Here is a 25,627-nt window from a genome sequence, read left to right as displayed (position 1 = left end):
GTTCGTCGTGTGGTGGGCGAGGGACGTCATGGCGTCCTCACCTCGGCCACGTGCGCCATCGTCACCGCCGGGTCGAGTCTGACGTAAAACTCGCGTCCCCACGTGAAGGTCTCGTCCGTCAGCGCGTCATCGACAACGATGCGCGCATCCTCATCCAGCCCGATGGCCTCCATGTCGAGCCGGATGATCGCGTCGTGCGCGACGTGGGGCTCGAAGCTCACTGCCACGATGACCGTGTCCGCCTTGCCGGTGGGGGACTGGTCGGCGGGGACGTGGCAGGAGTAGCAAAGAATGAAGGGGTTCGAGCTCTCGTGCACCGTCAGCCCGCGCAGCCGGCGCAGCGACACCCGGCGACCGCGGGCCGCGTTGACGCGCGTGATCACGTCGCGTACCCCGAGCGCATCGGCCTCCGCCCACTCGCGGTGCTTGAACTCGTACTTCTCGTTGTCGATCTGCTCCTCGACACCCGGGCGGGGGACATTCTCGACCAGCTCGTAGCCCGTGTAGATCCCATACGAGGGGGAGCCGGTGCCGGCGAGCACGGCGCGCGCCTGGTACAGCGGCGCGCCTCCTGCCTGCATGTCGGGGGTGAGGATGTCGTGCGTAGTGGGCCAGAAATTGGGACGCATGTAGAACGACCCCTCGCCGGAGAGTTCCTCGAGGTACTCGCCCATCTCCTCGGCGGTGGGCCGCCACGTGAAGTAGGTGTACGACTGGTGGAAGCCGATCTTCGCGAGCGTGTGCATCATGGCCGGCCGCGTGAACGCCTCCGACAGGAAGATCACCTCGGGGTGCGTGCGCGCGACATCGGCGAGGAGTCGCTCCCAGAAGGTCAGCGGCTTGGTATGCGGATTGTCGACGCGGAACAGCGTCACTCCCGCGTCGATCCACACCTGGAGCACGTCGCGAATCGCGTGGTAGATGCCCTCGGGGTCGTTGTCGAAGTTCAGGGGGTAAATGTCCTGGTACTTCTTGGGGGGGTTCTCGGCGTATGCGATGGTGCCGTCGAGCCGCTGCGTGAACCACTCGGGGTGTTCGGTCACCCACGGATGGTCGGGGGAGCACTGCAGGGCGAGGTCGAGGGCGACCTCGAGCCCGTTGTCGGCGGCGGCCTTCACGAAGTTCTTGAACTGGCGCATGGTGCCCAGCTCGGGGTGGATCGCGTCGTGCCCGCCCTCGGCCGCGCCGATCGCATAGGGGCTGCCGGGGTCCGTGGGTTCGGCCGTCAGCGAGTTATTGCGGCCCTTGCGGTGCGTGAGGCCGATGGGGTGGATGGGGGTGAGGTAGACGACGTCGAAGCCCATCTCGGCAATCGCGGGAAGGCGCTTCGCGGCGGTCGTGAACGTGCCTGACTTCCACTGACCTGAGCGCGCGTTGTAGCGGGCCCCCTCCGACCGCGGGAAGATCTCGTACCACGCGGAGACCAGCGCCTTCTCGCGCTGCACCATGAGCGGGTACTCCCGTGACGGGCTCACCCAATCGCGCAGCGGACGCTCCGTGAGCTCGTCCCTCACCGCATCGGCCAACGCCGGGGCGAGCCGCTTGTCGGGGGCCAGCGAGTGGTCCTGGAGCGCGTCGACGGCAGCGGACAACAGCTCCTTGCGTGCCGCCTTACGCCGCACCTCGCTGAGCGCTCGCGTGAGCACCACCACGCCCTCGTCCAGCATGAGTTGCACGTCGACCCCCGCGGCGACCTTCACCTCGGCGGCGTGGGCCCACGTCGAGTACGGGTCGGACCACGCCTCCACGCGAAAGGTGTGCATGCCCTCGAGGTAAGGGATATAGATCCCCTCGTACAGGGAGTTGCCGAAGTCCTTCAGCGGCATGGGCCGCACGTCGCGCTTGCCGTCGGGGCGTGTGACGACGATCGTGGCGCCCTCCGCGTCGTGGCCCTCGCGGAAGATGGTGGCGGTGATGGGAACGGCCTCGCCGACAACCGCCTTGGCGGGCCAACGCCCCTCCTCGAGGGCGGGGCTCACGCCCACAACCGGGATCCGTCCAACCGACAATTCACCTGGGAAGGCCATACAGCGAACCTACCGGTGATCGGGCGTCGCCGATACCCGCTGCGGGGTGGGTCGCCCCAGGTTCCGGGCCTGCGGCGGCCTTCCAACGATGAAGGACGGCCGATGCCGTGGCGGGGTAGCGATACGCGTCACCTACGCGCTCGCTCGCCTCACCAAGGTGGCAGGCAGCGTGACCGACTCGGCGGGGCGTCCCGCGATCGCCTCGAGCAACAGGCGCACCATGTGTGCGGAGATCTCGTCGAAGGGCTGGTGCATGGTGGTCAGCGGCGGCTCGAAGGACTCCGCGAAGCCGGAATCGTCGAAGCCGACGACGGCGACGTCCTGGGGCACGGAACGTCCTGCGCGGCGCAGCGTCGCGATCGCTCCCGCGGCCATGCGGTCGGAGGCGGCGAACACGGCATCGATGGCGGGGGCACGCTCAAGCAGGACCTCCATGGCCTGCGAGCCGGACTCCGAGGAGTAATCGCCGCGTTCCACGAGGGAGGCGTCGAAGGCGTCGCCCAGCACCTCGCGGAACCCGTCCACGCGGAAACGCCCGCCTGGCGTGTCCTCGGGGCCCGCGATCATCGCGATCCTGGAGCGCCCCGTGTCCAGCAGGTGGCGCGTGGCGGCGCGTGCCGAGTCGACCTCGTCCACAGACACCGTGGGGATCTCGCCCTGGTGGCCCAGCGGAATGCCGCAGGACACGGTGGGAATCCCTGTCGCGATGAGGGTGTCGAGCAGGGGGTCCTGCTCGTGAGACGAGATCAGGAGGACGCCGTCGACGTGGCCGGCGCCCACGAAGTGCGCGACGTTCTCGCGCTCCTCGGCGGTTCCGGCCACCAACAGCACGAGCGTCTTGCGGCGAGCCGCGAGCGCCTCGGCAGCGCCGCGCAGCAGCAGGGCGAAGGTGGGGTCGGCGAACAGCAAGTGCTGCGGCTCGGTGAGGAGGAAGGCGACGGAGTCGGAGCGTCCCGTGGCGAGGGAGCGCGCATGGGTGTTGGCGTAGTAGCCGGTGGCCTCGATGGCCTGCTCCACCTTGGCGCGGGCCTCGGGTGAGACCCAGTGGCCGCCGTTGATCACCCGGGAGACCGTGCCGCGGGACACGCCTGCCTCCGCAGCGACGTCACGGATGGTCGGCTTTCGCCGCACTGCGCGCGTGGGTGCTCCCTCGATCTGTTCCACGAATACAGAGCCTAGCGCTCCTGCCCTGCGCGGATGCGGCGCCGCAATGCAAGCGGTTACAGTTGGGTCACAAACCTGTCACGCGGTGGCAACGCCGCCGGATGCAGGGTGAGAATGTAAGCGGTTCCATTGGCGCGGCGACGGCAGTGCGAATGTTTCGTCACGGTTTCGTCACGATGGTGCCGCCGGATTGCAAATCCGCCAGGGAGGAGTCAAACTGGGACCGGTCACAGTCCCGAACAGAGGTGACCGAGCACGTATGCGACCTCAGGTCGCCTGATCCAATGGAGTGTCATGACGGAGTATTCCTGGCCCGCACTTGACGGCCTGGCCTACGGCGGGGACTACAACCCCGAGCAGTGGTCGCGCGAGGTGTGGGACGAGGACGTCGCGCTGATGCGCGAGGCCGGCGTCAACCTGGTCTCCGTCGGCATCTTCTCGTGGGCCATGCTCGAGCCCAAGGAGGGTCTGTACGACTTCTCCTGGATGGACGAGCTGCTCGACCTGCTGCACGCCAACGGCATCGCGGTCGACCTCGGCACCCCCTCGGTGTCGCCCCCCGCGTGGTTCTTCCACATGTATCCCGAGTCGCGGGTCATCACCAAGGACGGCACCGTGATGGGCTTCGGCTCGCGCGGCATGGCCTCCCACGCCTCGACCGAATACCGCGAGGCGATCGCGCGCATGGCCACCGAGCTCGCGCGCCACTACGCCGACCACCCCGCCGTGGTCATGTGGCACGTGCACAACGAGTACGGCGTGCCCGTGGGCGAGGATTTTGGCCCCCGCTCGGTCGCGGCGTGGCAGCAGTGGCTCCAGCGCCGCTACGGCACCCTCGAGGCGCTCAACGCGGCCTGGGGGACGGCCTTCTGGGGCCAGCGTTACGGCGACTGGGAGCACGTGGTGGCCCCCGCCGCGACCCCCACCATCGCGAACCCGGCGATGAAGCTCGACTGGGCCCGCTTCACGGACGACCAGCTGCGCGAGTGCTTCCGCATCGAGCGCGACGCGATCCGCCAGTACTCCGACAAGCCCGTCACCACCAACTTCATGGCACACCAGTCGTGGAACACCGACCTGTGGAAGTGGGCCAAGGACGTCGACGTGGTCTCCGACGACCACTACCTGTGGTCGCCCGACCCGGACGCTCACGTGGGACTCGCGCTGTCCGCGGACCTCACTCGGTCGGTCGGTGGCGGCAACCCGTGGATCCTCATGGAGCACTCGAGCTCGGCCGTGAACTGGCAGGGCCGCAACATCGCGAAGCGACCGGGGGAGGAGCGGCGCAATGCGCTGACCCACGTGGGACGCGGCGCCGACGGCATCCTCTTCTTCCAGTGGCGAGCGTCGCGTTCGGGAGCCGAGAAGTTCCACTCCGCGATGCTTCCCCACGCGGGCAAGAACTCGCGGGTCTTCCGCGAGGTCACGCAGCTGGGCCAGGACCTCAAGGACATCGCCGAGCTGCGCGGATCGCGCGTGGTCGCGGACGTCGCTGTCCTGTACGACTGGGAGTCGCTGTGGGCCCACGACCTCGAGTGGCGCCCCAGCGACGACATGCAGTTCCGCGAGCGCATGCGTGCCTACTACGAGCGCCTGTGGCGCGACGATGTTGCCGTCGACTTTGTGCACCCGGAGGCGGATCTCTCCGCGTACCGACTCGTGGTGGCACCCACCTCTTACCTGCTCACGGCATCGGCCGGTCACAACCTGACCACCTACGTGGCCGAGGGCGGCACGCTGCTGGTGGGCGCCTTCTCGGGCATCGTGAACGAGAACGACGCCGTTCACGAGGGCGGGTTCGGCGCTCCGCTGAAGGATGCCCTGGGCCTCACGGTCGAGGAGTTCCTGCCGCTGCGCGAGGGCGAGACCTGCGCTGTGTCCTTCGACGGCACGCAGCTGCCCACGGATGCCTGGGCCGAGGACATCGCGCTCGCGGGCGCCGAGGTGCGCGGCACGTTCGTCGGCGGGCCCGGCGCGGGACTTCCCGCCGTCACGCGCCACACGCACGGCAAGGGTGCCGCCTGGTACGTCGGTACGCGCTTCGGTGTCGAGTCGCTCAAGGCCGTCGCGGACCAGGTGTACGCGGACGCGGGCATCGTGCCCTCCGGCGCACCGGAGGGGCTCGAGACCATGACCCGCCGCGGCGCCACTCACGACTTCGTCATCGCGGTGAATCACCGCGAGACGGACACCAGCCTGTCGATCACGGGCACCAACCTGCTGGACGGTGCCACGATCGAGGGACAGCTCCACCTCCCGGCCGGCGACGTCGCCGTCGTCCGCGTCGCGAGGGAGAACCCGGGGGGTGGTGCCTGATCGCCACCTCCAGCGTGCGCTGACGCAGTCGTCGGCGCACACACCCCGGACCAGCACCATCAGCGAGCGGCACGGTGCCGCTCGTCAGCACAACGGTCGTCATGGACCCGCCTCGAAGCGGAGGCGGATGACGACCCCCACTTCGGAAGGAAACATCATGCGCAAGCAGATCGGAATGGGAGCCGCGTTCGTCGCGACCGCTGCGCTCCTGGCCGCGTGCAGCTCGGACCCCGAGCCCGCCGAGACCGCTGAGACCACCAGCGCCGAGCCGACCGTGTCGACCTCGGAAGCGCCCGAGGCCATCGACGCCTCGGGTCAGACCCTGACCATCTGGACCGACGCCGAGCGTGAGGGCGCCATCCAGACCGTCGCCGACACGTTCGAGGCGGAGACCGGCGCGACCGTCGAGATCGTCCAGAAGAACTTCGAGGACCTTCGCAACGACTTCATCGCCCAGGTTCCCACCGGCGAGGGCCCCGACATCACCGTCGGCGCGCACGACTGGGCCGGCGCGCTCGTGGAGGCCGGTGTGGTCAACACGGTCGACCTCGGCGAGACCGCCGACGACTTCGAGCAGGTCGCGATCGACGCCTTCACCTACGACGGCCAGCTGTACGGCCTGCCGTATGCGACCGAGGCGATCGCGCTCATCCAGAACGCTGACCTCGTCGGCGACACCGCCCCCACCACGTGGGACGAGATGATCGCGATGTCCGAGGAGGCCGGTTTCGAGGACCGCCCGTTCATCCTGTTCACCAACGGAACGTCGGGCGACGGCTACTCGGCGTACCCGCTGCAGACCTCGTTCGGCGCCCCCGTGTTCGTCCAGGACGAGTCCGGCTCCTACACCACCGAGGTCGGCATGGGTGGCGAGGCCGGTCAGGCCTTCGCGCAGTTCCTGTACGACAACGGCTCGGCCGGCACCGGCTACTTCTCGGACACCATCGACTACGACACCTCGAACCAGCTCTTCGCTGACGGCGAGTCGCCGTTCATCCTGCAGGGCCCGTGGATGCCGTTCTTCGACGACGACTCGATGAACCTCGTCGTGTCGCCCATGGTCTCCGCCGGTGGCGAGACCGCCGCCCCGTTCGTGGGTGTGCAGGGCTTCTACGTGTCCTCGCAGTCGGAGAACACGCTGCTGGCCAACCAGTTCCTCACCAACTACATGGCCACCGAGGACGCCCAGCGCGCCCTGTATGAGGCCGACCCGCGCCTGCCCGCGCTGACCGCGCTCGCCGAGGAGTTCTCGGCCGACCCGATCACCGCCGGCTTCGTCGCCTCGGCCGCCCAGGGCGTCCCGATGCCGTCGATCCCGCAGATGGGTGACGTGTGGGACTTCTGGAACGCCGCCGAGATCCAGCTCATCACCGGTACCGCGGATGACCCCGCCGGCACCTGGGACTCGATGGTCTCGGAGCTCGAGGCCGCCATCGGCTAAGGTCCGAAGGGAGGGCGGGTCGGCTCGCCGGCTCGTCCTCCCTCTCCCCGCCGGGTACGCCCGGCTCTGACAACGACGACACAGCAGGAGAGACAATGGCCAACGATGACGCGGTCGCGGTGAAGGAGCCGAAGGCTCCCCGGGAGTCGCACGCGCGGCGCTGGAGCGGACTGGGCGGAGGTTTCATCGCCAAGCTCCTGCTGATGGCGTTGGTGAACGCTCTCGCGCTCACCATCATCATGTCGGCCTGGAACGCCGAGGCGTGGGCGATCCTCACCCTGTCGATCGTGCTCATCGTGGGCGCGGACATCATCTACTTCGCGAAGCGCACGCTGCCGCTGAAGTACCTGTACCCGGGCCTCATCTTCCTGGCGATCTTCCAGCTCTTCACGCTCGCCTACACCGGCTACGTCGCCTTCACCAACTACGGCACCGGCCACGCGGGCTCGCAGCAGCAGGCCGTCGAGGCCACCCTGATCCAGAACGAACGCCGCGTCGACGGAACGCCCACGGTGCCGCTCAGCATCGTCCGCGACGGCGACACGCTCGGCTTCGCCGTGACCCAGGATGGCATCGTCTCTGTCGGCACCGAGGAGGACGTGCTCGAGCCCGTCAGCGGTGCCGTGGTCGACACCAACAGCCGCCCCACCGAAGTTCCCGGCTGGGAGGTCGTCTCCCAGAACGAACTGTTCTCCGACCAGGACCTGCAGCAGGACGTCATCGACCTGCGCGTCCCCGTCTCTGACGAGGCCGAGGACGGCTCCATGCGCACCCGCGACGGCTCCTCTGGCGCCATCTACCAGTCGTCCATCGAGTGGGACGACGAGGCCCAGACCTTCACCGACAAGGAAACCGGCACGGTCTACTACGCGGACCAGGAAGTCGGCAACTTCGTCGCGGACGACGGCTCGCGCCTGCCCACCGGCTGGTCCGTGACAGTCGGCTTCGACAACTTTGTGCGCGCCGTCACCGACCAGAACCTCGCGGGCCCGCTGCTGAAGGTCACGCTGTGGACATTCGCGTTCGCGGTCCTCACGGTCCTCACCAGCTTTGGCCTTGGCCTGCTGTTCGCGCTGATCTACAACGACGACCGCATCCGCGGCCGCAAGTGGATGCGCACCGTCTTCATCCTGCCGTACGCCTTCCCCGCGTTCATGTCCGCGCTGCTGTGGCGCGGCATGCTGAACCGCGAGTTCGGCATCATCAACGACTGGTTCTTCTTCGGCGCGGACATCAACTGGCTCGGCGACCCGTGGCTCGCGAAGTTCGCGATCCTGTGGGTCAACCTGTGGCTCAGCTACCCCTATTGGTTCCTCGTGTGCACCGGTGCGCTGCAGGCGCTACCGAGCGAGACCATGGAGGCCTCCCGCATGGATGGCGCGGGCCGCTGGCGTCAGTTCCGCTCCATCACCCTGCCGCTGCTGATGGTGTCGACCGCGCCGCTGGCGATCTCGTCCTTCGCGTTCAACTTCAACAACTTCACGATCATCTACATGCTGACAGAGGGAGGGCCGCCCTTCCCCGGCACCTCAGGCTTGGGATCGACGGACATCCTCATCTCCGCGATCTACAACATCTCGGGCGTCTCCGGCGGATCGGCCGACTACGGCCTGGCCTCCGCACTGTCGATCATCGTGTTCATCGTCGTCGGCATCATCTCGGCGATCGCCTTCCGTCAGACCCGCAAGCTTGAGGAGATCTAGCCATGAGTGAGGTCACCGCCCAGGCTCCCGTCCGTCGCAACCCCAGCCGCCGCTCGCGCTGGTGGGGCGAGGTGGGCTGGAAGTATCCCGTCGCCGCGATCATCATCTTCTACGCGGCCTTCCCGCTGGTCTACGTGCTGTCGGCGTCGTTGTCGTCATCGGGCACGCTGTCGAGCACATCGGCGTTGTTCTCCGACCTGTCCTTCAGCAACTACGCGGCACTGTCGGACACCTCGTACTGGACATGGGTGTGGAACACGCTCATCGTCGGCGGAGCCTCGGCCCTCGGCGCCGTCCTCATGGGCGCGTGCGCGGCCTACGCTTTCTCGCGCTTCCGCTTCAAGGGCCGCCGCGGGGGACTGACCACGCTGCTCATCGTCCAGATGTTCCCTCAGACGGTCGCGTTCGTGTCCGTTTTCCTGCTGCTGACGGCCTTGGGCAACGTGATTCCCGCGCTCGGCATCAACTCGAAGATCGCCCTCATCTGCGTGTATTTGGGCGGCGCACTCGGGGCGAACACGTTCCTCATGTACGGCTTCTTCAACACCATCCCGCAGGACATCGACGAGTCCGCGAAGGTCGACGGCGCCACCCACGCCCAGATCTTCTGGAGGCTCATTATGCCGCTCGTGACCCCCATCCTCGCGGTGGTGGGACTGCTGGCCTTCATCTCGGCATTCGGAGACTTCATCCTCGCCAAGATCGTGCTGGTCTCGCAGGACCAGTGGACGCTGGCCGTCGGCATGTACCAGTGGGTGTCGAACCAGCTGAGCGCCAACTGGGGCCTGTTCTCGGCCGGCGCGGTCATCGCGTCGATCCCGGTGCTGGTCATCTTCCTGTCGCTCCAGAAGTACATCGTGGGCGGCCTCACCGCAGGCTCGGTCAAGGGATAACCCAGGGCCGATGCCACTTCCGTTCTCGCGCACTGCAGCGTTCCCACTCCTGGGAGCGGTCACAGAGGTGACTGCTCCCAGGAGCGTCGTGTGCCGTCGCGACGGCTTCCGGGGCGGTACAGGCGCCGCCCCACTCCCCGCGCAGTAGGCGCATCAGCGCCTCAGGCCGCACCATGGCAGTACCCCAGATCAAAGAGGATCGAAAGGAAAGCAGGATGGCAATGTTGCGATCACGACTGGGAGCGGTCACGGCGGCAGCCGTGGCGGGTGCTCTCACCGCGGCGGGAGCGTCCAGCGCGGCGCTCGCCGCCGAGGAACCCGCGGAGGCGGGCATCACCGTGCCCAAGGTCGAGGGCATGGGAGAAGGTTGGATCAACGGCGTCGACGTCTCGTCGGTGCTGTCGCTCGAGGAGTCCGGCGTGGTGTTCCGCGACGACTCCGGCGAGCCCGCAGACCTTTTCGAGGTCCTCGCGGACCACGGCGTCAACTGGGTGCGCGTGCGCGTATGGAACGACCCCTTCAACGCCGAGGGGCAGGGCTACGGCGCGGGAAACGTCGACGCCGACCGCGCCACCGAGATCGCCGAGCGCGCCACCGACGCCGGCATGCGCGTCCTCGTGAACTTCCACTACTCGGACTTCTGGGCCCACCCGGGCCAGCAGATCCTTCCGAAGGCCTGGGAGGGAGACACCCTCGACCAGATCGTGACCGACGTCCACGACTACACGGCCGCGACTCTCACGCAGATGGCCGATGCCGGAGTGGACGTCGGCATGGTGCAGGTCGGCAACGAGACCACCGGCGGACAGATCGCAGGCACCACCTCGAACTCGACCTGGTCCAACACCTCGCAGATCTTCCAGGCGGGTTCGAGCGCGGTGCGCGAGGTCTACCCGGACGCGAAGGTCGCGGTGCACTTCACCAACCCCGAGCGCGGTGCCTACCCCGGCTACGCGCAGAGGCTCGCGGACAACGGCGTCGACTACGACGTGTTCCTCAGCTCGTACTACCCGTACTGGCACGGCACGCTCGAGAACCTCACGAGCACCCTGTCGGACGTCGCGACGACCTTTGATAAGGAGGTTGCGGTAGCGGAGGTCTCGTGGGCCCACACGCTCGAGGACGGCGACGGCCACACGAACGTGATCTACAGCGACTACGACCAGTACTCCACGTCGGTCCAGGGCCAGGCGCTCGCGGTGCGCGACGTAATGCAGGCCGTCGCGAACGTCGACGAGGAGCGCGGCATCGGCACGTTCTACTGGGAGCCCGCATGGCTGCCCGTGGGACCCGCGGACCAGGTCGAGGCCAACTCCCTGCTGTGGGAGCAGTACGGCTCCGGCTGGGCGACCTCGGCCTCCTACGAGTACATCCACGACGAGTGCTACGGTGGCTCGGCCTGGGACAACCAGGCGATGTTCTCCTTCGACGGCACGCCGCTCGAGTCCCTCAACGTCTACCAGTACGCCGTCAACGGCACCGTGGGCCCACGCGAGCTCGACGGCGTGATTGCGCCCGAGCTCACGGTCGCCGACGGTGACACGATCACGCTTCCCGCGACCGTGCAGGTGCGCTACACCGACGGCATCACCGAGACTCAGGACGTGACCTGGACCTACCGTGACGGCTGGATCCAGGGTGCGGGCACGTACACCGTGCACGGCGTCACCTCGGCCGGCGTCGACGCCACCGCCACCGTGACCGTGCTGCCCGAGGGCGGCGCTGGCACCACCATGGTGGTCAACGGCGGTTTCGAGGACGGCGTCGAGCCGTGGACCGGCAGCGGCAACGGCTACACCATCTCGTCGTCCGAGGACCCGTTCCCCGACAGCACGCGTTCGCTGCACTTCTACAGCTCCAGCACGGTGCGGTTCACGGTTGAGCAGACCATCACGGGTCTCGCTCCGGGCGAGTACCGGATGGCCGCTCAGGCCCAGGGCCGCAGGGGAGACCAGGTGGTGATCTCGGCGTCTTCCGGGATTTCGACCGTGTCCGCGACCGCCACCCTCGACGACTGGACAAACTGGCAGAACCCCACCACGGCGCCGCTGAACGTCGCCTCCGACGGCACCGCGGTCGTCTCCATCGCGGTCGACGCCGCCGCGGGCGCCTGGGGTACCGTCGACGAGGTCGTGTTCGCCGAGGTCGTTGCCAGTGAACCGGTCGACACGTCCGCGCTCGCTGAGGCTGCCGCGGAGGCCGCCGCGATCGACCTCGACGGCTACACCGCCGTCTCGGCGTTGGCGGTGCGACGCGGCCTGGACCGCGCCGACCTGATCCTGGGCTCGCCCGAGCCCAGCCAGGCCTCGGTGGATGCGGCCACGACGGCGCTCAGGGACGCCGTCGACGGACTGACCGAGGGCGACAACACCATCCCCGATCCCACCGTGCGGCCCGTCACCGTGAATGTCGTGGACGGCGAGGAGATCACCCTCCCCGCGACTGTCACGGTGGTCGCCTACGACGACTCGACGAGCACGGAGTCGGTCGCCTGGCACGATGTGCTGAGCCTCATCGACGGACCCGGTGAGTACACCGTGTACGGCGAGAGTGAGAACGGCTGGCTCGCCACCGCGACCGTCACCGTGACCGAGCGCAACTGGGTCGGCAACGGTGGCTTCGAGGCGGGAGTCGACGACCCCTCGCCATGGACCATCGCGGCCGGCGACGAGTGGCCCTCGGCCGACCAGGGCACGGCCTGGGTCAGCGAGTACAGCGACCTGGAAGGCTCCTACGCGCTCAACGGATGGTCGAACGGCACGGCGGCGTCGGGCTTCTGGATCTCGGCGACGCAGACCACCGCGACCATGCCTGCGGGTACCTACGCGCTGAGCGCACGCTCGGCGGGTGGCGGTGCCAACGGGGCATCGGACACGACCTACGAGCTGGGAGTGTGGGACGGCACCGCCACGCACACGGACCAGCTGGCTCTGCTGGGCTGGCCGCTCCACGACGAGGCGAGCGTGACGTTCACCCTCGCCGAGCCGTCCGCGGTCGACGTGTGGGTCTCGGCAGACCTGGTTCCCGGTGACTGGTCATACGTCGACGACGTGAGACTCGTGCGCGTGGAGGAGTCGGTGGCGGACACCGGCGCCCTCGCAGACGCGCTTGCCGACGCTGCAAGCGTGGACCGTTCGGCCTACACCGAGGCCAGCCTCGTGCGCCTCGACCTGGCCACCGAGCGCGGAGCGATCCTGATGGTCTCGCCGCGCTCCGCCCAGGACGCGGTCGATGCCGCGGTGCACGACCTCGCCTTCGCGACCACCATGCTCGCGTATGACGCGGAGCCGATCTGCGAGGTCTCGTACAAGGTCAATGGGCGCTGGCCGGGCGGCTTCAACGCGCAGGTGTGGATCTCCAACGTCTCAGACGACACCATCGAGGATTGGAACCTGTCCTGGACCTTCGCGGGTGACGAGACGATCACGAATCTGTGGAGTGGAACCGCACATCAAATCGGCGGTGACGTCACCGTCGAAGCGATGCCCTGGAACTCCATCATCCGGCCTGGCAAGAAGCTGACCTTCGGCTTCAATGGCGCTGCGCATGATGCGCGGGACATCGAGGAGATGGTGTTGAACCACTCGTCGTGCACCGTCACTCAGTAGGACACGAAACACGGCCGATGCCGTGGCGAGGCCCGTACGCGGGCCCGCCACGGCATCGGCCGCCTGTCGCTTAGGAGCGCCGGGAGACGAGCACGCGGATGGTGCGCGGCTCGAGTACTTGCTCCTCGCCGGGCTTCACGATCTCGATGGGGACACCCACGGGTGACTCCCACGCGGAGTCCCACACGATCTCCCAGTCGGGGCCGTCGTCCGGGGGAGTGATGACGGTCGCGGGGTCGTTCGAGCCGTTCACGATCACCAGGGCGTCGGGCTCCTCACGGTCCGCCAGCGACCGCATGAACTGCAGCACGCGGGTCGCCGGGTCCTCCCACCAGTCCTCGCTCTCGGGTTCGCCGCCCGCCGTGAACCACGCGGAATCCGCGCGCGGGTTGTCCCCGTCGGGGTGCGGGTCGCGCCCCTCGTAGAACTCGGCCGGGCGCAGGACCCGGTGCCCGCGACGCAGCGCCACCAGGTGCTGGACCGAGGCGCGCAGATCCGCCTGCCACGGGTGCATGGCCCAGTCGAGCCACGAGATCTCATTGTCTTGGCAGTACGCGTTGTTGTTACCGCCCTGGGTGTTGCCGATCTCGTCGCCGGCCAGCAGCATGGGCGTGCCCGCGCTCAGCAGGGTGGTGCCCAGCAGATTGCGGATGGCGCGCCGGCGCATCGCGTTGATGTCCGCGTCGCTCGTCTCACCCTCGAACCCGTGGTTCCAGGACCGGTTGTTGTCGCTGCCGTCGCGGTTGTCCTCGCCGTTGGCCTCGTTGTGCTTGTGGTTGTACGACGTGAGGTCGTAGGCCGTGAAGCCGTCGTGAGCCGTCACGAAGTTCACCGAGGCGATGGGTCCTCGCATGAGCGGCGGCTCGGAGTGCCCAAACAGGTCGGAGGAGCCGGCCAGGCGCGTCGCGAACTCGGGAGCGGTGGGGTGGCTACGCCCGCCCTTGGCCATGTCGCCCAGCCAGAACGAGCGCACCTTGTCGCGGAAGCGGTCGTTCCACTCGGCCATGGGTGCCGGGAAGTTGCCCACCTGCCACCCGCCCATGCCGACATCCCACGGCTCGGCGATCAGCTTCGATCCGCCCAGCAGGGGATCCATGGTGAGGCCCACGAGGAACGGATGCTTGGTCGAGAACCCGTGGCCCGTGCGGCCCAGCGTGGCGGCGAGGTCGAAGCGGAACCCGTCGACACCCACCTCCTGAACCCAGTAACGCAACGAGTCCATCGTCATCTGCACCACGCGCGGGTGTGAGAAGTCGAGCGTATTGCCCGTTCCCGTGGTGTCGTCGTAGTGGCCGGGCGAGTGCGGCTGGTGGCGGTAGTAGGCGTGGTTGTCGAGGCCGCGCCACGAGAGCGTGCGGTCACCCCAGCCCGCCTCGGCCGTGTGGTTATAGACCACATCGAGGATGACCTCGAGCCCGGCCTGGTGCAGCAGATCCACCATGCCCACGAACTCGTCGAGGACGCCCTGGGCGCCCTTCGACCTCGCCTCCTCGGTCGCATACGCGGCGTGCGGGGCGAAGAACCCCATCGTCGAGTAGCCCCAGTAGTTGGTGAGGTCCATGTTCTCGAGGTGCGGCTCCGACGCGAACGCGTGCACCGGCAGCAACTCGACCGTCGTGACTCCCAGGGACGTGAGGTAGTCGATCGATGCGGGGTGTGCCAGGCCCGCGTAGGTGCCGCGCAGGTGCTCGGGCACGTCCGTCATCTGCTGCGTGAAGCCCTTGACGTGAAGCTCGTAGACCACCGTGTCCTCCCACGGGATCTGGGGTCGCGGGGTCTGCCACGAGCCGCCCGGCTCCGCCGTCACCACCGAGCGCGGCACCAGCGGCGCCGTGTCCGTCTCGTCCTTGTTGGACAGCAGGGCCTGCGCCGCGGGGTCGTTCATGGGAGTGAGGTGGCCCTCGATGCCGCGCGCGTAGGGGTCGAGCAGCAGCTTGGCGGGGTTGTAGCGGTGGCCCTTCTTGGGCGCCCACGGGCCGTGGGCGCGGAAGCCATACTGCTGCCCCTCCGTCAGGCCCGGCACGAACGCGTGCCACACGCCCGCCTTCGGCCCGAACAGTGGGATGCGGGTCTCGGCGTCCTCGTCGTCGAACAGGCACAGGTCCACCCCAGTGGCGTGACCGGCGTAGACGCCGACCACGCCGCCGTCGTCGACCAGGTGGACTCCCATGCGGTGCGGTGTGGGGGACGGCACAACTGCCTCGATGTTCATGTCCTCATTGTGCCTGGCTGGTGTGTCGGCGCCATGTTGCGGGCGTGTCGCCCTGAGCGAACACGGTCCGCTTGAGTCTGAGACGGGGGCCGTGCGTACGGTGGCCGCGATGCGTGCGCGAAGCCTCCTTTGGATGCGCCGCGAGGCCTGGGGCTTCGCGGCGGGCTCCGTGCTGTTCATCGTCGCGGCCTATCCCCATACCCTGGCCGCGATCGGAGTCATCGCGACCAACGCGTTGTATCTCGCGGGCTCGCTTCTGTTCCTGTGGGCCGCCATCGAGCAACTGCGCCTCGACGGGCGTCGCGTACCGCGTCAGGGATCCACGCCCGGGAACATCGCCGACTGGTGGGCGGCCGCGATGCGGCTGCTGGGAGCGGGCGCGTTCGTCGCGTCTATCCTCAGTTCGCTCGTCGCGGCCCTGACCGCCGTCGACGCGGCGGACATCGTGTGGACGAGCGCACCGTGGGGTTCCGCTGCCTACGTGAGTGCCGCGATCCTCGCGCTGGTGGCGGTGTCCAAGCGCGAGCAACTGTGGGACCCGCGGGCGCGCACCCCCGCGACCGCGTGGTTGACACTTGCCGGCTCTCTGGCCTTCGCGGCAGCCGCGGTCGTAGACTACGGCCTGCCGCCCGGCGAGCAGCGGCCGTATGCGGAGTGGATCGCCGCGGCCACGATCGCGGGCGGGGTGTTCTTCATCGTCGCGACGCTCGCGTCCCAGGCGTCGAGAGCGGCCCAGCACCGCGACTGAGGAGGGACCGCGTGGGTAGGGTGGAAGCCATGCGCATCCTGGTCACCGTGAAGCACGTCCCCGACCTTCAGTCGCAGCGTTCGTTCACTGACGGGCGCGTCACCCGCACCGCGGACGACGGCACCATGAACGAGCTGGACGAGCATGCCGTCGAGGCTGCGCTCCAGCTCGTCGAAGCCGCGGGTGAGGGTGAGGTCTACGCCCTCACCGTGGGTGGGGCCGATGCCGTGGCGGCCGTCCGTAAGGCCCTCCAGTTGGGCGTGCAGCACGCCATCCACGTCACCGACGAGGCCATCGCGGACTCCGACGTCTTCGGCACGGCGGAGGTCATCGCGGCCGCCGTGCGCACGGTGCACGCAGAGGCTCCCCTCGACCTCATCATCACGGGGATGGCGGCCCTCGACGGGCTGACCTCCATGCTGCCGACCGCGCTCGCGGCCGAGCTCGACTGGTCGCAGGCGACCCTCGCATCGGCCGTCTCGGTTGCAGACGGCGAGGTCACGGTCGAGCGCCACCTCGCCGACTCGCACGAGACCCTCGTGGCGCCGCTACCCGCGGTCGTGTCGGTGACCGACGAGGCGAACAAACCGCGCTATCCCAACTTCAAGCTCATCATGGCCGCGCGCAAGGCGCCCGTCACCGAGTGGTCGCTGGCCGACCTCGGCGTCGATCCCGCCTCCGTGGGCAAGGCCGGCGCGAGGACCGTGGTGGTGGATGCCTCGCCCGCGCCACCGCGCGAGAACCGCGTCAAGATCACCGACACCGGGGACGCCGGCACGCGGCTCGCGGACTTCCTCATCGAGAAGGGGCTCGCATGACCACCGTCGCTGTGCTGATCGACCACCGCGCAGGCGTGGTGACGCGCCCGGCCCTCGAGGCCCTCACCCTCGCGCGCTCGCTTGGCACGCCCGTCGCGGTGTGGCTGGGGGAGCGCCCGTCGGCCGATGCCGCGGCCCTCCTGGGCGACTACGGCGCCACCGAGGTGCGAGCCGTCGAGGCCGACGCGCGGCTCTCGGCGCACGCGGCCACCGCGCTCGGTGCCGCGTCGGAGGATGCGGACGTGGTGGTCGTGATCTCGACGTTCGTCACCAAGGAGATCGTGACGCGACTCGCGATGGCGACAGGGGCGGGCGTGGTCGTCGACGCCGCCGGCGCCGCGATGGTCGACGGCCGCGTCGAGACCGTCCAGACGGTGTTCGCGGCGACCTGGAATGTGCGCACGCGCATCGAGTCCGCTCGGGCGATCGTGGGGATCAGGCCCAACACGACCCAGGCGGTGCCAGCGGACGCAGCGGCGGCGGCCACCCTGGTGCCGATCACCGTCGAGCTTCCCGAGATCCGTGAGCGTGTCACCCACGTGGAGCCCGGCGAGGCGGACGAGGGTGTCCCGCTTGCCGAGGCGCCCGTGGTGGTCTCCGGCGGTCGCGGCACGGGCGGCGACTACACGCTTGTGACGGAGCTGGCGGAACTCCTGGGCGGCGCTGTCGGTGCCTCGCGAGACGCCACGGACGAGGGCTGGATCAGCCACGAGCACATGGTGGGCCAGACCGGCACCACCGTGACGCCGGCGCTGTATGTCGCGGCCGGGATCTCGGGCGCCGTGCATCACCGCGGAGGCATGCAGGCCTCGGGCACCATCGTGTCCATCAACATGGATCCCGACGCCCCCATCTTCGAGATCTCCGACTTCGGGGTGGTGGGCTCGCTCTTCGACGTGATCCCGCAGGCGATCGAGCGCATCAAGGAGCACCGCGCGGGCTGATCGCTGGCGCTCGTTCCCGTCAATCCGTCATATGACGGGCTGTAGTGCAGGATTCTGCACTACAGCCCGTCGATCGGCGAGATGACGGGCGGGAGCGCGTGCCGCGTCGGCGGTCAGCCCCGGGTGTCGACCGACAGGCCCAGTTCTTCCCAGCGCTCGGCCTCGTCCGCCAGCGCCTGGGCCTTGGCCGCGCCTTGTGTGAGTGCATGCCTGCCCGCAAGCAGGTGGAGCGGGGGAGCGTCCATCTCGGCGATCTGCAGCATGACGCGGGCGAGCGCGTGCGGGTCGCCGGGCTGGTTGCCCGGCAGGTGGTCGATGCGCTCCCAGTAGGGCTCCATCACCTCGGCGTAGTCGGGGTGGATGTGGCGCACCTTGGCGCCCGAGGGGATCCACTGCGACACGATGGGCCCGGGCTCGATGATCGAGACCTTGATGCCCAGGTGCGCCACCTCCTTGGCGAGCGACTCCATGAAGCCGGACACGGCCCACTTGGACGCGCAGTAGTAGCCCATGCCTGCCGACCCGCGCACACCCGCGATGGACGAGATGGTGATGACGTGGCCCCGGCGCTGCTCGCGCAGATGCGGCAGCAGCGCCGTGGTGAGGTCCGCGGCGCCCCAGAAGTTGGTGTCGAGCACGCGCCTGGCCTCGGCGGGGTCCGACTCCTCGATCGTCGAGAAGTAGCCGATCCCTGCGTTGTTGACGAGCACGTCGATCGGGCCGCGTGCGGTGGCGGCGGCGACCGCCGCGGCGATGCTGTCGGCGTCGGTCACGTCGAGTGCGAGCGCAGTGACGGTATCGGGATGCGCGGCAACGAGCTCGTCGAGCGTCTCGGGGTGGCGGGCGGTGGCGATGACGGTGTGGCCCGCGTCGGCGGCCGCGGCGGCGAGCGCGTGACCGATGCCCGTCGAGCAGCCGGAGATGAACCAGGTGGCCATGGGAGTCCTTTCGCTGTCCTCACCTCAGCCTAGGTGGACAGGGGCAGCCTTGGTGGACCCCCTTGGTCCCGCATGTCACGCAGTGTTTACGTAGTGTTTTCCGGCTCGCAACGGCCCCTTTGCTGTGTCCAGTTAGCGTGGCTGGGCACCTACTAGCAGGGAGAATTCATGCGCATGCGCGCCACAGCGGTCGCGGCCGTGACAGCGTTGGGGGTGGGCGCAGCAGCCCTCCCCGCGACTGCCGCCGAGGAGACCGTCTACGCCAGCGACCTCATCATCAGTGAGTATGTCGAGGGCTCGAGCAACAACAAGGCCATCGAGCTGTACAACGGTACCGACGCTGCAATAGACCTCGACGGCTACTTGCTCGAGTTCTACTTCAACGGCGCAACGAGCGCGGCCACCACGATCGAACTTGCTGGCACGGTCGCAATAGGGGACGCCTTTGTGCTCATCGACAACGACCTCACCGACAAGACCAGCGTGGACTTCGATCAGGAGTCGGGTGCAAGTTTCTTCAGCGGTGACGATGCGATTGTGCTGAAGAATGGCGACGATGTGGTCGACAGCTTCGGTCAGGTCGGTTATGACCCGGGGTCGGAGTGGGTCGGCGGGGGGCAGAACGAGACATTGCGTCGCCTCTCGACGGTCTGCGCCGGCGATACCGTTCCCGACGATGCTTTCGACGCGTCCCTTGAGTGGGAGAGCTTCCCCGTTGATACGGTCGACGGCCTCGGCACCCACACCATGGAGTGTGGCGGCGAGGTAGTGGATGTGGCCCCGACGGTGTCGTCGGTCACGCCGGCGGACGGCGCGATGGGTGTGAGCACAGACCCGACCATCGAGATCGCCTTCTCCGAAGATGTCGATCTGGCCGAGGGTGCGGTCACCCTCACCTGTGTTGAGACCGGAGACGTCGCCCTTACTCAGGCCGGCGGCCCCGCGACCTACACTTTCACTCCGGAGGTGACCCTCGCGAACGGTGAGGAGTGCGCCCTGACCGTGGACGCATCGGCCGTCACCGATCGCGATGGCGAGACCGCGGACCAGATGGCCGAGGACGGCGCCTTCGCCTTCACGGTGACCCCGGGCCCCATCACCATCGGTGAGATCCAGGGCACGACCGACACGTCGCCCTATGCGGGCACCACGGTGACCACCACGGGTGTGGTGGTCGGCAACTACCCGGGCACCTCCGCCGAGGGCTCGCTGCGCGGCTACTACCTGCAGTCGCCCGATGGAGAAACCGACGGAGACCCCGCGACCTCGGACGGCATTTTTGTCTTCAACGCGGGCACCCACGAGGTGGAGCTCGGTGACCTCGTGTCGGTCACCGGCGAGGTGTCGGAGTACTACGGCCAGACCCAGATGAGCTACGCGACGGTGACGCCCATCGCCGAGGGCCAGGCGGTGGAGCCCACCGAGGTGACCCTGCCGTTCGCCAGTGCCGATGTCGCGGAGCGTTACGAGGGCATGCTCGTGACCTTCCCGCAGGAGTTGTACGTCACCGAGTACTACGAGCTTGCTCGCTTCGGTGAGTTGTCTCTGTCGGTCAACGACCGTCTCGACCAGCCCACCGCGGTCGTGGAGCCCGGTGACGCCGCCAACGCGTTGCAGGCCGCCAACGACATCGCGCGCATTCAGCTTGACGACGCGACGTACGCCCAGAACCCCGACCCGATCATCTACGGTGGCGGCTCCGAGCCCCTGTCCGCGGACAACCCGCTGCGTGGCGGTGACTCGATCACCGGCATGACCGGCGTGATGACGTGGTCGTACGACGGCTACTACTCGGACTCGAACACGTGGCGCGTGCGCCCCGTGAGCACCGAGTCGCACGTGGGCGAGTTCGTCGCCAACAACCCGCGCCCCACCGAAGCTCCCGAGGTGGGCGGCGACATCCAGGTCGCGAGCTTCAACGTGCTGAACTTCTTCACGACCATTGACGGCTCGGGCATGATCTGTGGGCCCGAGGGCTACAAGCAGTACTGCCGCGGCGCGGACACCGCCGAGGAACTCGAGCGCCAGACCGACAAGCTGGTGGCGGCGCTCACGGAGCTCGACGCCGACGTCATCGGCATCATGGAGATGGAAAACACCCCCGGCGCCGAGCCGCTTGCGGTGCTTGCCGACGCGATGAACACCGCGACCGGCGGCGACGCGTGGACCTACGTCGACACGGGCGTCATCGGCACCGACACCATCCGGGTGGGTGTGCTCTACAACGCCGACGTCGTCACCGAGGCCGGTACCTTCGCGGTGCTCGACTCCACGGTTGACGAGCGTTTCGATGATGACCGCAACCGTCCGTCGCTTGCGCAGACCTTCGAGGAGACCGCCTCCGGCGAGACCTTCACGGTCGTCACAAACCACTGGAAGTCGAAGGGCAGCTGCGCGGACAGCGGGCTCGACGCCGACCAGGGTGACGGTGCGAGCTGTTGGAACGAGACCCGTCGCCTGGGCGCGGAGGCGCTCGTCGACTGGATCGCCACCTACCCCACGGGGGTGGAGGACGGCGACGTCATCATCATGGGTGACCTCAACTCCTACGCCCAGGAGGACCCCATCGACGTCCTGCGTGACGCCGGCTACGTGGACCTCGCCGACGACTACTCGTACGTCTTCGACGGCCAGTGGGGATCGCTCGACTACGCGTTCGGCTCGGCGTCGCTCGTGGAGCAGGTGACCGACTCGGCACACTTCCACATCAACGCCGACGAGGTTCCCGTGCTCGACTACAACACCGACTTCCAGTCGGCGTCGCAGGTCGAGTCGCTCTACGCGCCGGACATGTACCGCACGTCCGACCACGACCCCGTGCTCATCGGCCTGAGCCTCGGCGACGAGCCGGTGGACCCGGGCGACGGCGACGGCGACGGCGACGGTGACGGCGACGGAGACGGCGACGGCACCACCGGCGGCAACGGGAACGGCAATGGCAACGCCGGAGGCAACGGCAACGGGAACGCAGGCGGTAACGCCGGCCAGAACGGCAACGCCGGAGGCAACGGCAACGGCAACGCCGGTGGCCACGGCCAGGGCAACGGTCCGCGGTGGACGGTTCCGTCGGGCACCTTCACGCCCGGCGCCAGCGTGACCATCACGCTGACCGACCTGCCTGAGGACGTCCTGGGCGTCGAGTTCGGCGTCGAGAGCGTGTACCAGCGCCTCGAGGTCGTCATGGTGCAGGACGGCACCGCGACCGCCACGGTGACCATCCCCGCCGACCTCGAGCCCGGCACGCACCACCTGGTCGCGCTCGACCAGGCGGGCAACGAGATCGCCCGCTACGAAATCACGGTGACAGCCGCCGCGACTGACGGGGGCTCGCTGCCCAACACGGGTCCCGAGGTGGGCGCCTCGATCACCGCGGCGCTTCTGCTGCTCACGTTCGGCGCCGCCTTCGCGGCCGTCGCTGCACGCCGCAGCCGCGTGCGCGTCGCGTAACGCTCGACAAGGGATGGCCGATGCGGTGGGCAACCACCGCATCGGCCATCAGTCGTTGTCGGGCCGCCACAACGGGTCGGCCGAGCCGCCCCACCCGGCGTTGCCGATCGGGGAAAAACCGCCCTCGGCATCGGCCGGCTGGTAGCGCTGGAAGAAGGACTGCGAGCGCAGTTCGCCGCGCTCCTGCGCCATCACCCAGATGGCGTCGAACTTGCCCTCCTCGAGCGTCACGAATCCGTCAAAGCACACGGCGATGAGGTCCGCGGGCGACTCGCGCAGGCTCGCACGCGCGTGGATGAGCCCCTCCTCGAGGGTGTCCGACGCGAAGCGGTTCAGCGACCGTTTTCCCGCAGCGTCCTCCTCCACGGTGAACGCGATCACGGGGCCGTCAGCGGCCGAGGCGACACCGTGGTCGAGCGTGAGGAGGGCGAGCTGGTGCAGGCGCTGGCTGCCGGGAATCTCCGTCATGGCGCCACCGTAGCGCGCCGCTTTCTAGACTGGGCGCCGTGACCTACCTCGACCACGCCGCCACCACGCCGCTCAGGCCGGCCGCGCGCGCGGCGTGGCTCGAGGCGAGTGCAGAGGTCGGCAATGCGTCGGCACTGCACGGCGCCGGACGGCGTGCCAGGGCCATCGTCGAGGAGGCGCGCGAACGCCTGGCAGCGGCTCTCGGCGCCCATCCCACGGAGGTGATCTGGACCTCCGGCGGCACGGAGGCGGACAACCTCGCGATCAAGGGTCACTTTTGGCAGCGGCGGGGGGCCGATGCCGCGCGCACCCGGGTCGTGACGACCTCCGTCGAGCATCACGCGGGGCTCGACCCGGTGCGGTGGCTCGCCGCCGCTGAGGGTGCCACGGCTGTCGAGTTGCCTGTGGACCGCACGGGCGTGCTGCGGCTCGACGCGCTCGAGCGGGAACTAGCGGAGCATGCGGGCCAGATCGCGCTCGCGTCCGTCATGTGGGCCAACAACGAGGTGGGCGCACTGCAGCCGGTCGCACAGGTCGCGGCGCTCGCGGCCGCTCACGGAATCCCGGTGCACTCGGATGCCGTCCAGGCGGTGGGTCACGTCGCGGTCGACTTCGCCGCGTCGGGGTTGACCTCGCTGGCGCTCAGCGCTCACAAGGTGGGCGGCCCCGTGGGCGTGGGCGCCCTGCTGCTGGCTCGCCGCGCGCGGCTGACGCCCCTCACGCACGGTGGGGGACAGGAGCGATCGGTGCGCTCCGGCACGCTCGACCCTGCCGGCGCGATCGCCGCGGCCGTGGCCGTTGAGGCTGCCGTGGCGGAACGCGCCGCCGAGGAGGCTCGGCTGGGCGCGCTCAGGGATCGGCTCGTCGCGCTGATCGACGCCGACATCCCCCAGGCATGGGTGTCGGGCCCCGCTGCGGCCGGTGCGCACCTGCCGGGCATCGTCCACCTCATCGTCCCCGGCGCCCCCGGGGAGGCGCTGCTGTATGTGCTCGACAGTCACGGCGTCGAGGTCTCCAACGGCTCGGCCTGTGTCGCTGGCGTGGTCCAGGCGAGCCATGTCGTGGAGGCCATGGGGTACTCGCACGCCGATGCCTCCTCGACGCTGCGCATCTCGATGGGGCACACGACGACGGACGCGGACGTGGACGCGCTCATGGCCGTCCTGCCCGATGCCGTCGACCGCGCGCTGCGCGTGCGGGCCCGCTGACACCCCTGCTATCTCGCGCGCCGGCGCGCGGCGGGGAATATCGTGGAGGCATGCGGATCCTACTGGCGGGCGCGACCGGGGTGATTGGCGCGCGCCTGGTACCGCTGATGCACGAGGCGGGCCACGAGGTGGTGGGCATCACGCGCACACCGTCCAAGGCGGCGCTGCTGTCCGCCGCGGGTGCGACACCCGTGGTGGAGGACGTCATGGATGCCGCGGCCATGCTCACCGTCGCCCACGAGCATCGGCCCGACCTGATCATGCATCAGGCGACGGACCTGCCCGATCGCCGCTCCGCGCTGCTGTTCAAGGTCCGCGGACTGGGACGCATACGGACGGTGGGGACCGACGCCTTAGTGGCCGCGGCACGGGCCGTCGACGCGCGATTCATCGCGCAGTCCGTCGCCTTCCCGTTGCCGGGTGCGGCGCAGCGTGCGGTGACCTACCTCGAGGACGCCGTCGACTCGGTGGGAGGCCTGTCGATCCGTTATGGGCTGTTCTACGGGCCGGGCACGTGGGACGAGACCGCGCCTCGGTCCGAGGACCGGGTGCATATCGACACGGCGGCCAAGGTCACCATCGACCTCTTGGACGAGGCGCCCGGGGTGATCGAGGTGCGCGACTCGGGGGTCAGTCGACTGCGATAAAGCCGCGGTTCACTGCCTCCACGAGCGCGGCGTGAGCATCGACGATGCCGTTGCCAAGGCCGGGACGGGCGTCGGGGTTCGACGCTGTCTCGGTGATCAGGTCGATGACCTCCTCGCTCGGGACGCCCGCCGAGATGAGCTGGGCGGCGACGCCCGCCACGAGCGGGGCGGCCATCGACGTGCCCGCGAGAGTGGCGTAACCGTCCGTGCCGTCGGGGAACAGGGTGGTGGCGTAGGTCGGGACCGTGGACAGGATGTCCATGCCGGGGGCGGCCACGGCGCGGGCGTCACCCACGTTGGAGAAATAGGTGGCGGTGCCGACCTTGTTCGAGGCGTTGACGACCAACACGTGCACGCCGAACTGATACTGCTGGCCCACCTCGCCGGCGTTGCCGGAGGCCGCGACGACGACCACACCGGCCTCGTCCGCCCGCGTGATGGCGTCGTTGACGGGGCCGCCCTTCTCGATGCGGCCTAAGAGGCCCGTCTCGTCGAGCGACAGGTTGATGACGTTGGCGCCGTGCTCGACTGCCCAGTCGATGGCCTCCGCGATCGTCGCGTTGGAGCCCGCGCCGCTGGCGTCGAGGGCACGTACTGGCATGATCCTGGCCTCCGGCGCGGCGCCGATGATGCCGTAGTCGTTCGCCGCGGCCGCGGCGATGCCAGCCACGTGGGTGCCGTGGCCGTTTTCGTCCTTGGGGTTGCGATCGCCATCGACAAAGTCGTAGCCCCGCACCATCTGCGCGCGCAGGTCGCGGTGACCGCCATCCACGCCCGAGTCGATGACGGCAATGACCACGTCCTTGCCCGTCGCGTACTCCCACGACGAACGGGAGTTCACGACATCGAGTCCCCACTGTTCGTCCGTGCGCGGGTCGGCGGCGTCGACAGGGTCCACGTGCGTGGAACAGCCGGCGAGGGCGACAGCGGTCACGGCGGTGACCGTGGCAAGTGCGGGCGGGACAAGGCGCATGACCGTCATTGTTCCACGGGGTGTGGCGCGCGGTCGCTGCGGCACTGGTGTCTGCCAGGCTAGACGTAGCCA

17 protein-coding genes are annotated in these 25,627 nt (G+C 68.8%); 11 read left to right on the top strand and 6 right to left on the bottom strand.

Annotation, left to right across the window (positions count from 1 at the left end; translation table 11 throughout):
• Positions 1-26: 26 nt before the first annotated feature.
• Together B7K20_RS06970 and B7K20_RS06965 are read right to left on the bottom strand one after the other, a co-directional pair.
• On the bottom strand, positions 27-2,027 hold the full coding sequence (locus tag B7K20_RS06970; RefSeq protein ID WP_084101806.1) for an alpha-1,4-glucan--maltose-1-phosphate maltosyltransferase: 2,001 nt from the start codon (positions 2,025-2,027) through the stop codon (positions 27-29).
• 132 nt (positions 2,028-2,159) lie between these two features.
• Entirely contained in the window at positions 2,160-3,191 is a 1,032-nt protein-coding gene (locus tag B7K20_RS06965) for a LacI family DNA-binding transcriptional regulator (protein WP_234985748.1), read from the bottom strand.
• A 294-nt stretch (positions 3,192-3,485) separates the two neighbouring features.
• Here B7K20_RS06965 and B7K20_RS06960 point away from each other — a divergent pair, with 294 nt between their 5' ends.
• The 5 genes from B7K20_RS06960 (at position 3,486) to B7K20_RS06940 (ending at position 13,152) form a co-directional block, all read left to right on the top strand.
• Positions 3,486-5,507 carry a beta-galactosidase gene (locus B7K20_RS06960; protein ID WP_084101805.1) on the top strand — a complete coding sequence of 674 codons (2,022 nt, stop codon included), beginning with the start codon at positions 3,486-3,488 and terminating at the stop codon, positions 5,505-5,507.
• Positions 5,508-5,664: 157 nt separating this feature from the next.
• Positions 5,665-6,948 (top strand): extracellular solute-binding protein, encoded by a 1,284-nt coding sequence (locus B7K20_RS06955; protein WP_084101804.1) that lies wholly within the window; start codon positions 5,665-5,667, stop codon positions 6,946-6,948.
• Between the two features lie 95 nt (positions 6,949-7,043).
• Positions 7,044-8,651 carry an ABC transporter permease subunit gene (locus B7K20_RS06950; RefSeq protein ID WP_084101803.1) on the top strand — a complete coding sequence of 536 codons (1,608 nt, stop codon included), beginning with the start codon at positions 7,044-7,046 and terminating at the stop codon, positions 8,649-8,651.
• Positions 8,652-8,653: 2 nt separating this feature from the next.
• Positions 8,654-9,544 (top strand): sugar ABC transporter permease, encoded by an 891-nt coding sequence (locus B7K20_RS06945; RefSeq protein WP_084101802.1) that lies wholly within the window; start codon positions 8,654-8,656, stop codon positions 9,542-9,544.
• 215 nt (positions 9,545-9,759) lie between these two features.
• On the top strand, positions 9,760-13,152 hold the full coding sequence (locus tag B7K20_RS06940) for a glycosyl hydrolase 53 family protein (protein ID WP_159449355.1): 3,393 nt from the start codon (positions 9,760-9,762) through the stop codon (positions 13,150-13,152).
• A 70-nt stretch (positions 13,153-13,222) separates the two neighbouring features.
• Here the strand turns inward: B7K20_RS06940 and glgX are convergent, their stop codons facing one another.
• Positions 13,223-15,364: a glycogen debranching protein GlgX gene (glgX, locus tag B7K20_RS06935; RefSeq protein WP_084101800.1), complete on the bottom strand. Its 2,142-nt coding sequence runs from the start codon at positions 15,362-15,364 to the stop codon at positions 13,223-13,225.
• A 133-nt stretch (positions 15,365-15,497) separates the two neighbouring features.
• Here glgX and B7K20_RS06930 point away from each other — a divergent pair, with 133 nt between their 5' ends.
• Genes B7K20_RS06930 through B7K20_RS06920 form a run of 3 tightly spaced genes read left to right on the top strand, consistent with a single transcriptional unit; the run spans position 15,498 to position 17,874 of the window.
• Positions 15,498-16,112, top strand: a complete 615-nt coding sequence (locus B7K20_RS06930; protein WP_084101799.1) for a hypothetical protein — start codon at positions 15,498-15,500, stop codon at positions 16,110-16,112.
• A 29-nt stretch (positions 16,113-16,141) separates the two neighbouring features.
• Positions 16,142-16,930, top strand: coding sequence for an electron transfer flavoprotein subunit beta/FixA family protein (locus B7K20_RS06925; RefSeq protein WP_084101798.1), 789 nt, complete (start codon positions 16,142-16,144; stop codon positions 16,928-16,930).
• On the top strand, positions 16,927-17,874 hold the full coding sequence (locus B7K20_RS06920; RefSeq protein ID WP_084101797.1) for an electron transfer flavoprotein subunit alpha/FixB family protein: 948 nt from the start codon (positions 16,927-16,929) through the stop codon (positions 17,872-17,874). Before B7K20_RS06925 ends, B7K20_RS06920 begins: the two co-directional genes overlap by 4 nt.
• 113 nt (positions 17,875-17,987) lie before the next feature.
• Here the strand turns inward: B7K20_RS06920 and B7K20_RS06915 are convergent, their stop codons facing one another.
• Positions 17,988-18,812 (bottom strand): oxidoreductase, encoded by an 825-nt coding sequence (locus B7K20_RS06915; RefSeq protein ID WP_084101796.1) that lies wholly within the window; start codon positions 18,810-18,812, stop codon positions 17,988-17,990.
• Positions 18,813-18,986: 174 nt separating this feature from the next.
• On the opposite strand from B7K20_RS06915, the gene B7K20_RS06910 reads away from it, so the two are divergent.
• On the top strand, positions 18,987-22,259 hold the full coding sequence (locus tag B7K20_RS06910; protein WP_159449354.1) for an ExeM/NucH family extracellular endonuclease: 3,273 nt from the start codon (positions 18,987-18,989) through the stop codon (positions 22,257-22,259).
• Positions 22,260-22,307: 48 nt separating this feature from the next.
• Here the strand turns inward: B7K20_RS06910 and B7K20_RS06905 are convergent, their stop codons facing one another.
• Complete coding sequence (locus B7K20_RS06905) at positions 22,308-22,727, bottom strand: hypothetical protein (protein WP_084101794.1); 420 nt, start codon at positions 22,725-22,727, stop codon at positions 22,308-22,310.
• Positions 22,728-22,765: 38 nt separating this feature from the next.
• Here B7K20_RS06905 and B7K20_RS06900 point away from each other — a divergent pair, with 38 nt between their 5' ends.
• Positions 22,766-23,935, top strand: a complete 1,170-nt coding sequence (locus tag B7K20_RS06900; RefSeq protein WP_084101793.1) for a cysteine desulfurase family protein — start codon at positions 22,766-22,768, stop codon at positions 23,933-23,935.
• Between the two features lie 50 nt (positions 23,936-23,985).
• On the top strand, positions 23,986-24,582 hold the full coding sequence (locus tag B7K20_RS06895) for an NAD-dependent epimerase/dehydratase family protein (RefSeq protein ID WP_084101792.1): 597 nt from the start codon (positions 23,986-23,988) through the stop codon (positions 24,580-24,582).
• Here the strand turns inward: B7K20_RS06895 and B7K20_RS06890 are convergent.
• Entirely contained in the window at positions 24,566-25,555 is a 990-nt protein-coding gene (locus B7K20_RS06890) for a S8 family serine peptidase (RefSeq protein WP_159449353.1), read from the bottom strand. The genes B7K20_RS06895 and B7K20_RS06890 overlap by 17 nt on opposite strands.
• Positions 25,556-25,627 lie beyond the last annotated feature (72 nt).

It is taken from the genome of Demequina sp. NBRC 110051 (assembly GCF_002090055.1).
Classification (GTDB): Bacteria; Actinomycetota; Actinomycetes; order Actinomycetales; family Demequinaceae; genus Demequina.
Note: the sequence above shows the minus strand (reverse complement) of the source record. Positions and strands in the feature narration are given on the sequence as shown.

Bases quoted from the DNA above. Each gene is read 5' to 3' on its own strand.
- B7K20_RS06970 (WP_084101806.1), bottom strand. From the start codon at position 2,027: ATGGCCTTCCCAGGTGAATTGTCGGTTGGACGGATCCCGGTTGTGGGC.
- B7K20_RS06960 (WP_084101805.1), top strand. From the start codon at position 3,486: ATGACGGAGTATTCCTGGCCCGCACTTGACGGCCTGGCCTACGGCGGG.
- B7K20_RS06955 (WP_084101804.1), top strand. From the start codon at position 5,665: ATGCGCAAGCAGATCGGAATGGGAGCCGCGTTCGTCGCGACCGCTGCG.
- B7K20_RS06950 (WP_084101803.1), top strand. From the start codon at position 7,044: ATGGCCAACGATGACGCGGTCGCGGTGAAGGAGCCGAAGGCTCCCCGG.
- B7K20_RS06945 (WP_084101802.1), top strand. From the start codon at position 8,654: ATGAGTGAGGTCACCGCCCAGGCTCCCGTCCGTCGCAACCCCAGCCGC.
- B7K20_RS06940 (WP_159449355.1), top strand. From the start codon at position 9,760: ATGGCAATGTTGCGATCACGACTGGGAGCGGTCACGGCGGCAGCCGTG.
- glgX (WP_084101800.1), bottom strand. From the start codon at position 15,364: ATGAACATCGAGGCAGTTGTGCCGTCCCCCACACCGCACCGCATGGGA.
- B7K20_RS06930 (WP_084101799.1), top strand. From the start codon at position 15,498: ATGCGCCGCGAGGCCTGGGGCTTCGCGGCGGGCTCCGTGCTGTTCATC.
- B7K20_RS06925 (WP_084101798.1), top strand. From the start codon at position 16,142: ATGCGCATCCTGGTCACCGTGAAGCACGTCCCCGACCTTCAGTCGCAG.
- B7K20_RS06920 (WP_084101797.1), top strand. From the start codon at position 16,927: ATGACCACCGTCGCTGTGCTGATCGACCACCGCGCAGGCGTGGTGACG.
- B7K20_RS06915 (WP_084101796.1), bottom strand. From the start codon at position 18,812: ATGGCCACCTGGTTCATCTCCGGCTGCTCGACGGGCATCGGTCACGCG.
- B7K20_RS06910 (WP_159449354.1), top strand. From the start codon at position 18,987: ATGCGCGCCACAGCGGTCGCGGCCGTGACAGCGTTGGGGGTGGGCGCA.
- B7K20_RS06905 (WP_084101794.1), bottom strand. From the start codon at position 22,727: ATGACGGAGATTCCCGGCAGCCAGCGCCTGCACCAGCTCGCCCTCCTC.
- B7K20_RS06895 (WP_084101792.1), top strand. From the start codon at position 23,986: ATGCGGATCCTACTGGCGGGCGCGACCGGGGTGATTGGCGCGCGCCTG.
- B7K20_RS06890 (WP_159449353.1), bottom strand. From the start codon at position 25,555: ATGCGCCTTGTCCCGCCCGCACTTGCCACGGTCACCGCCGTGACCGCT.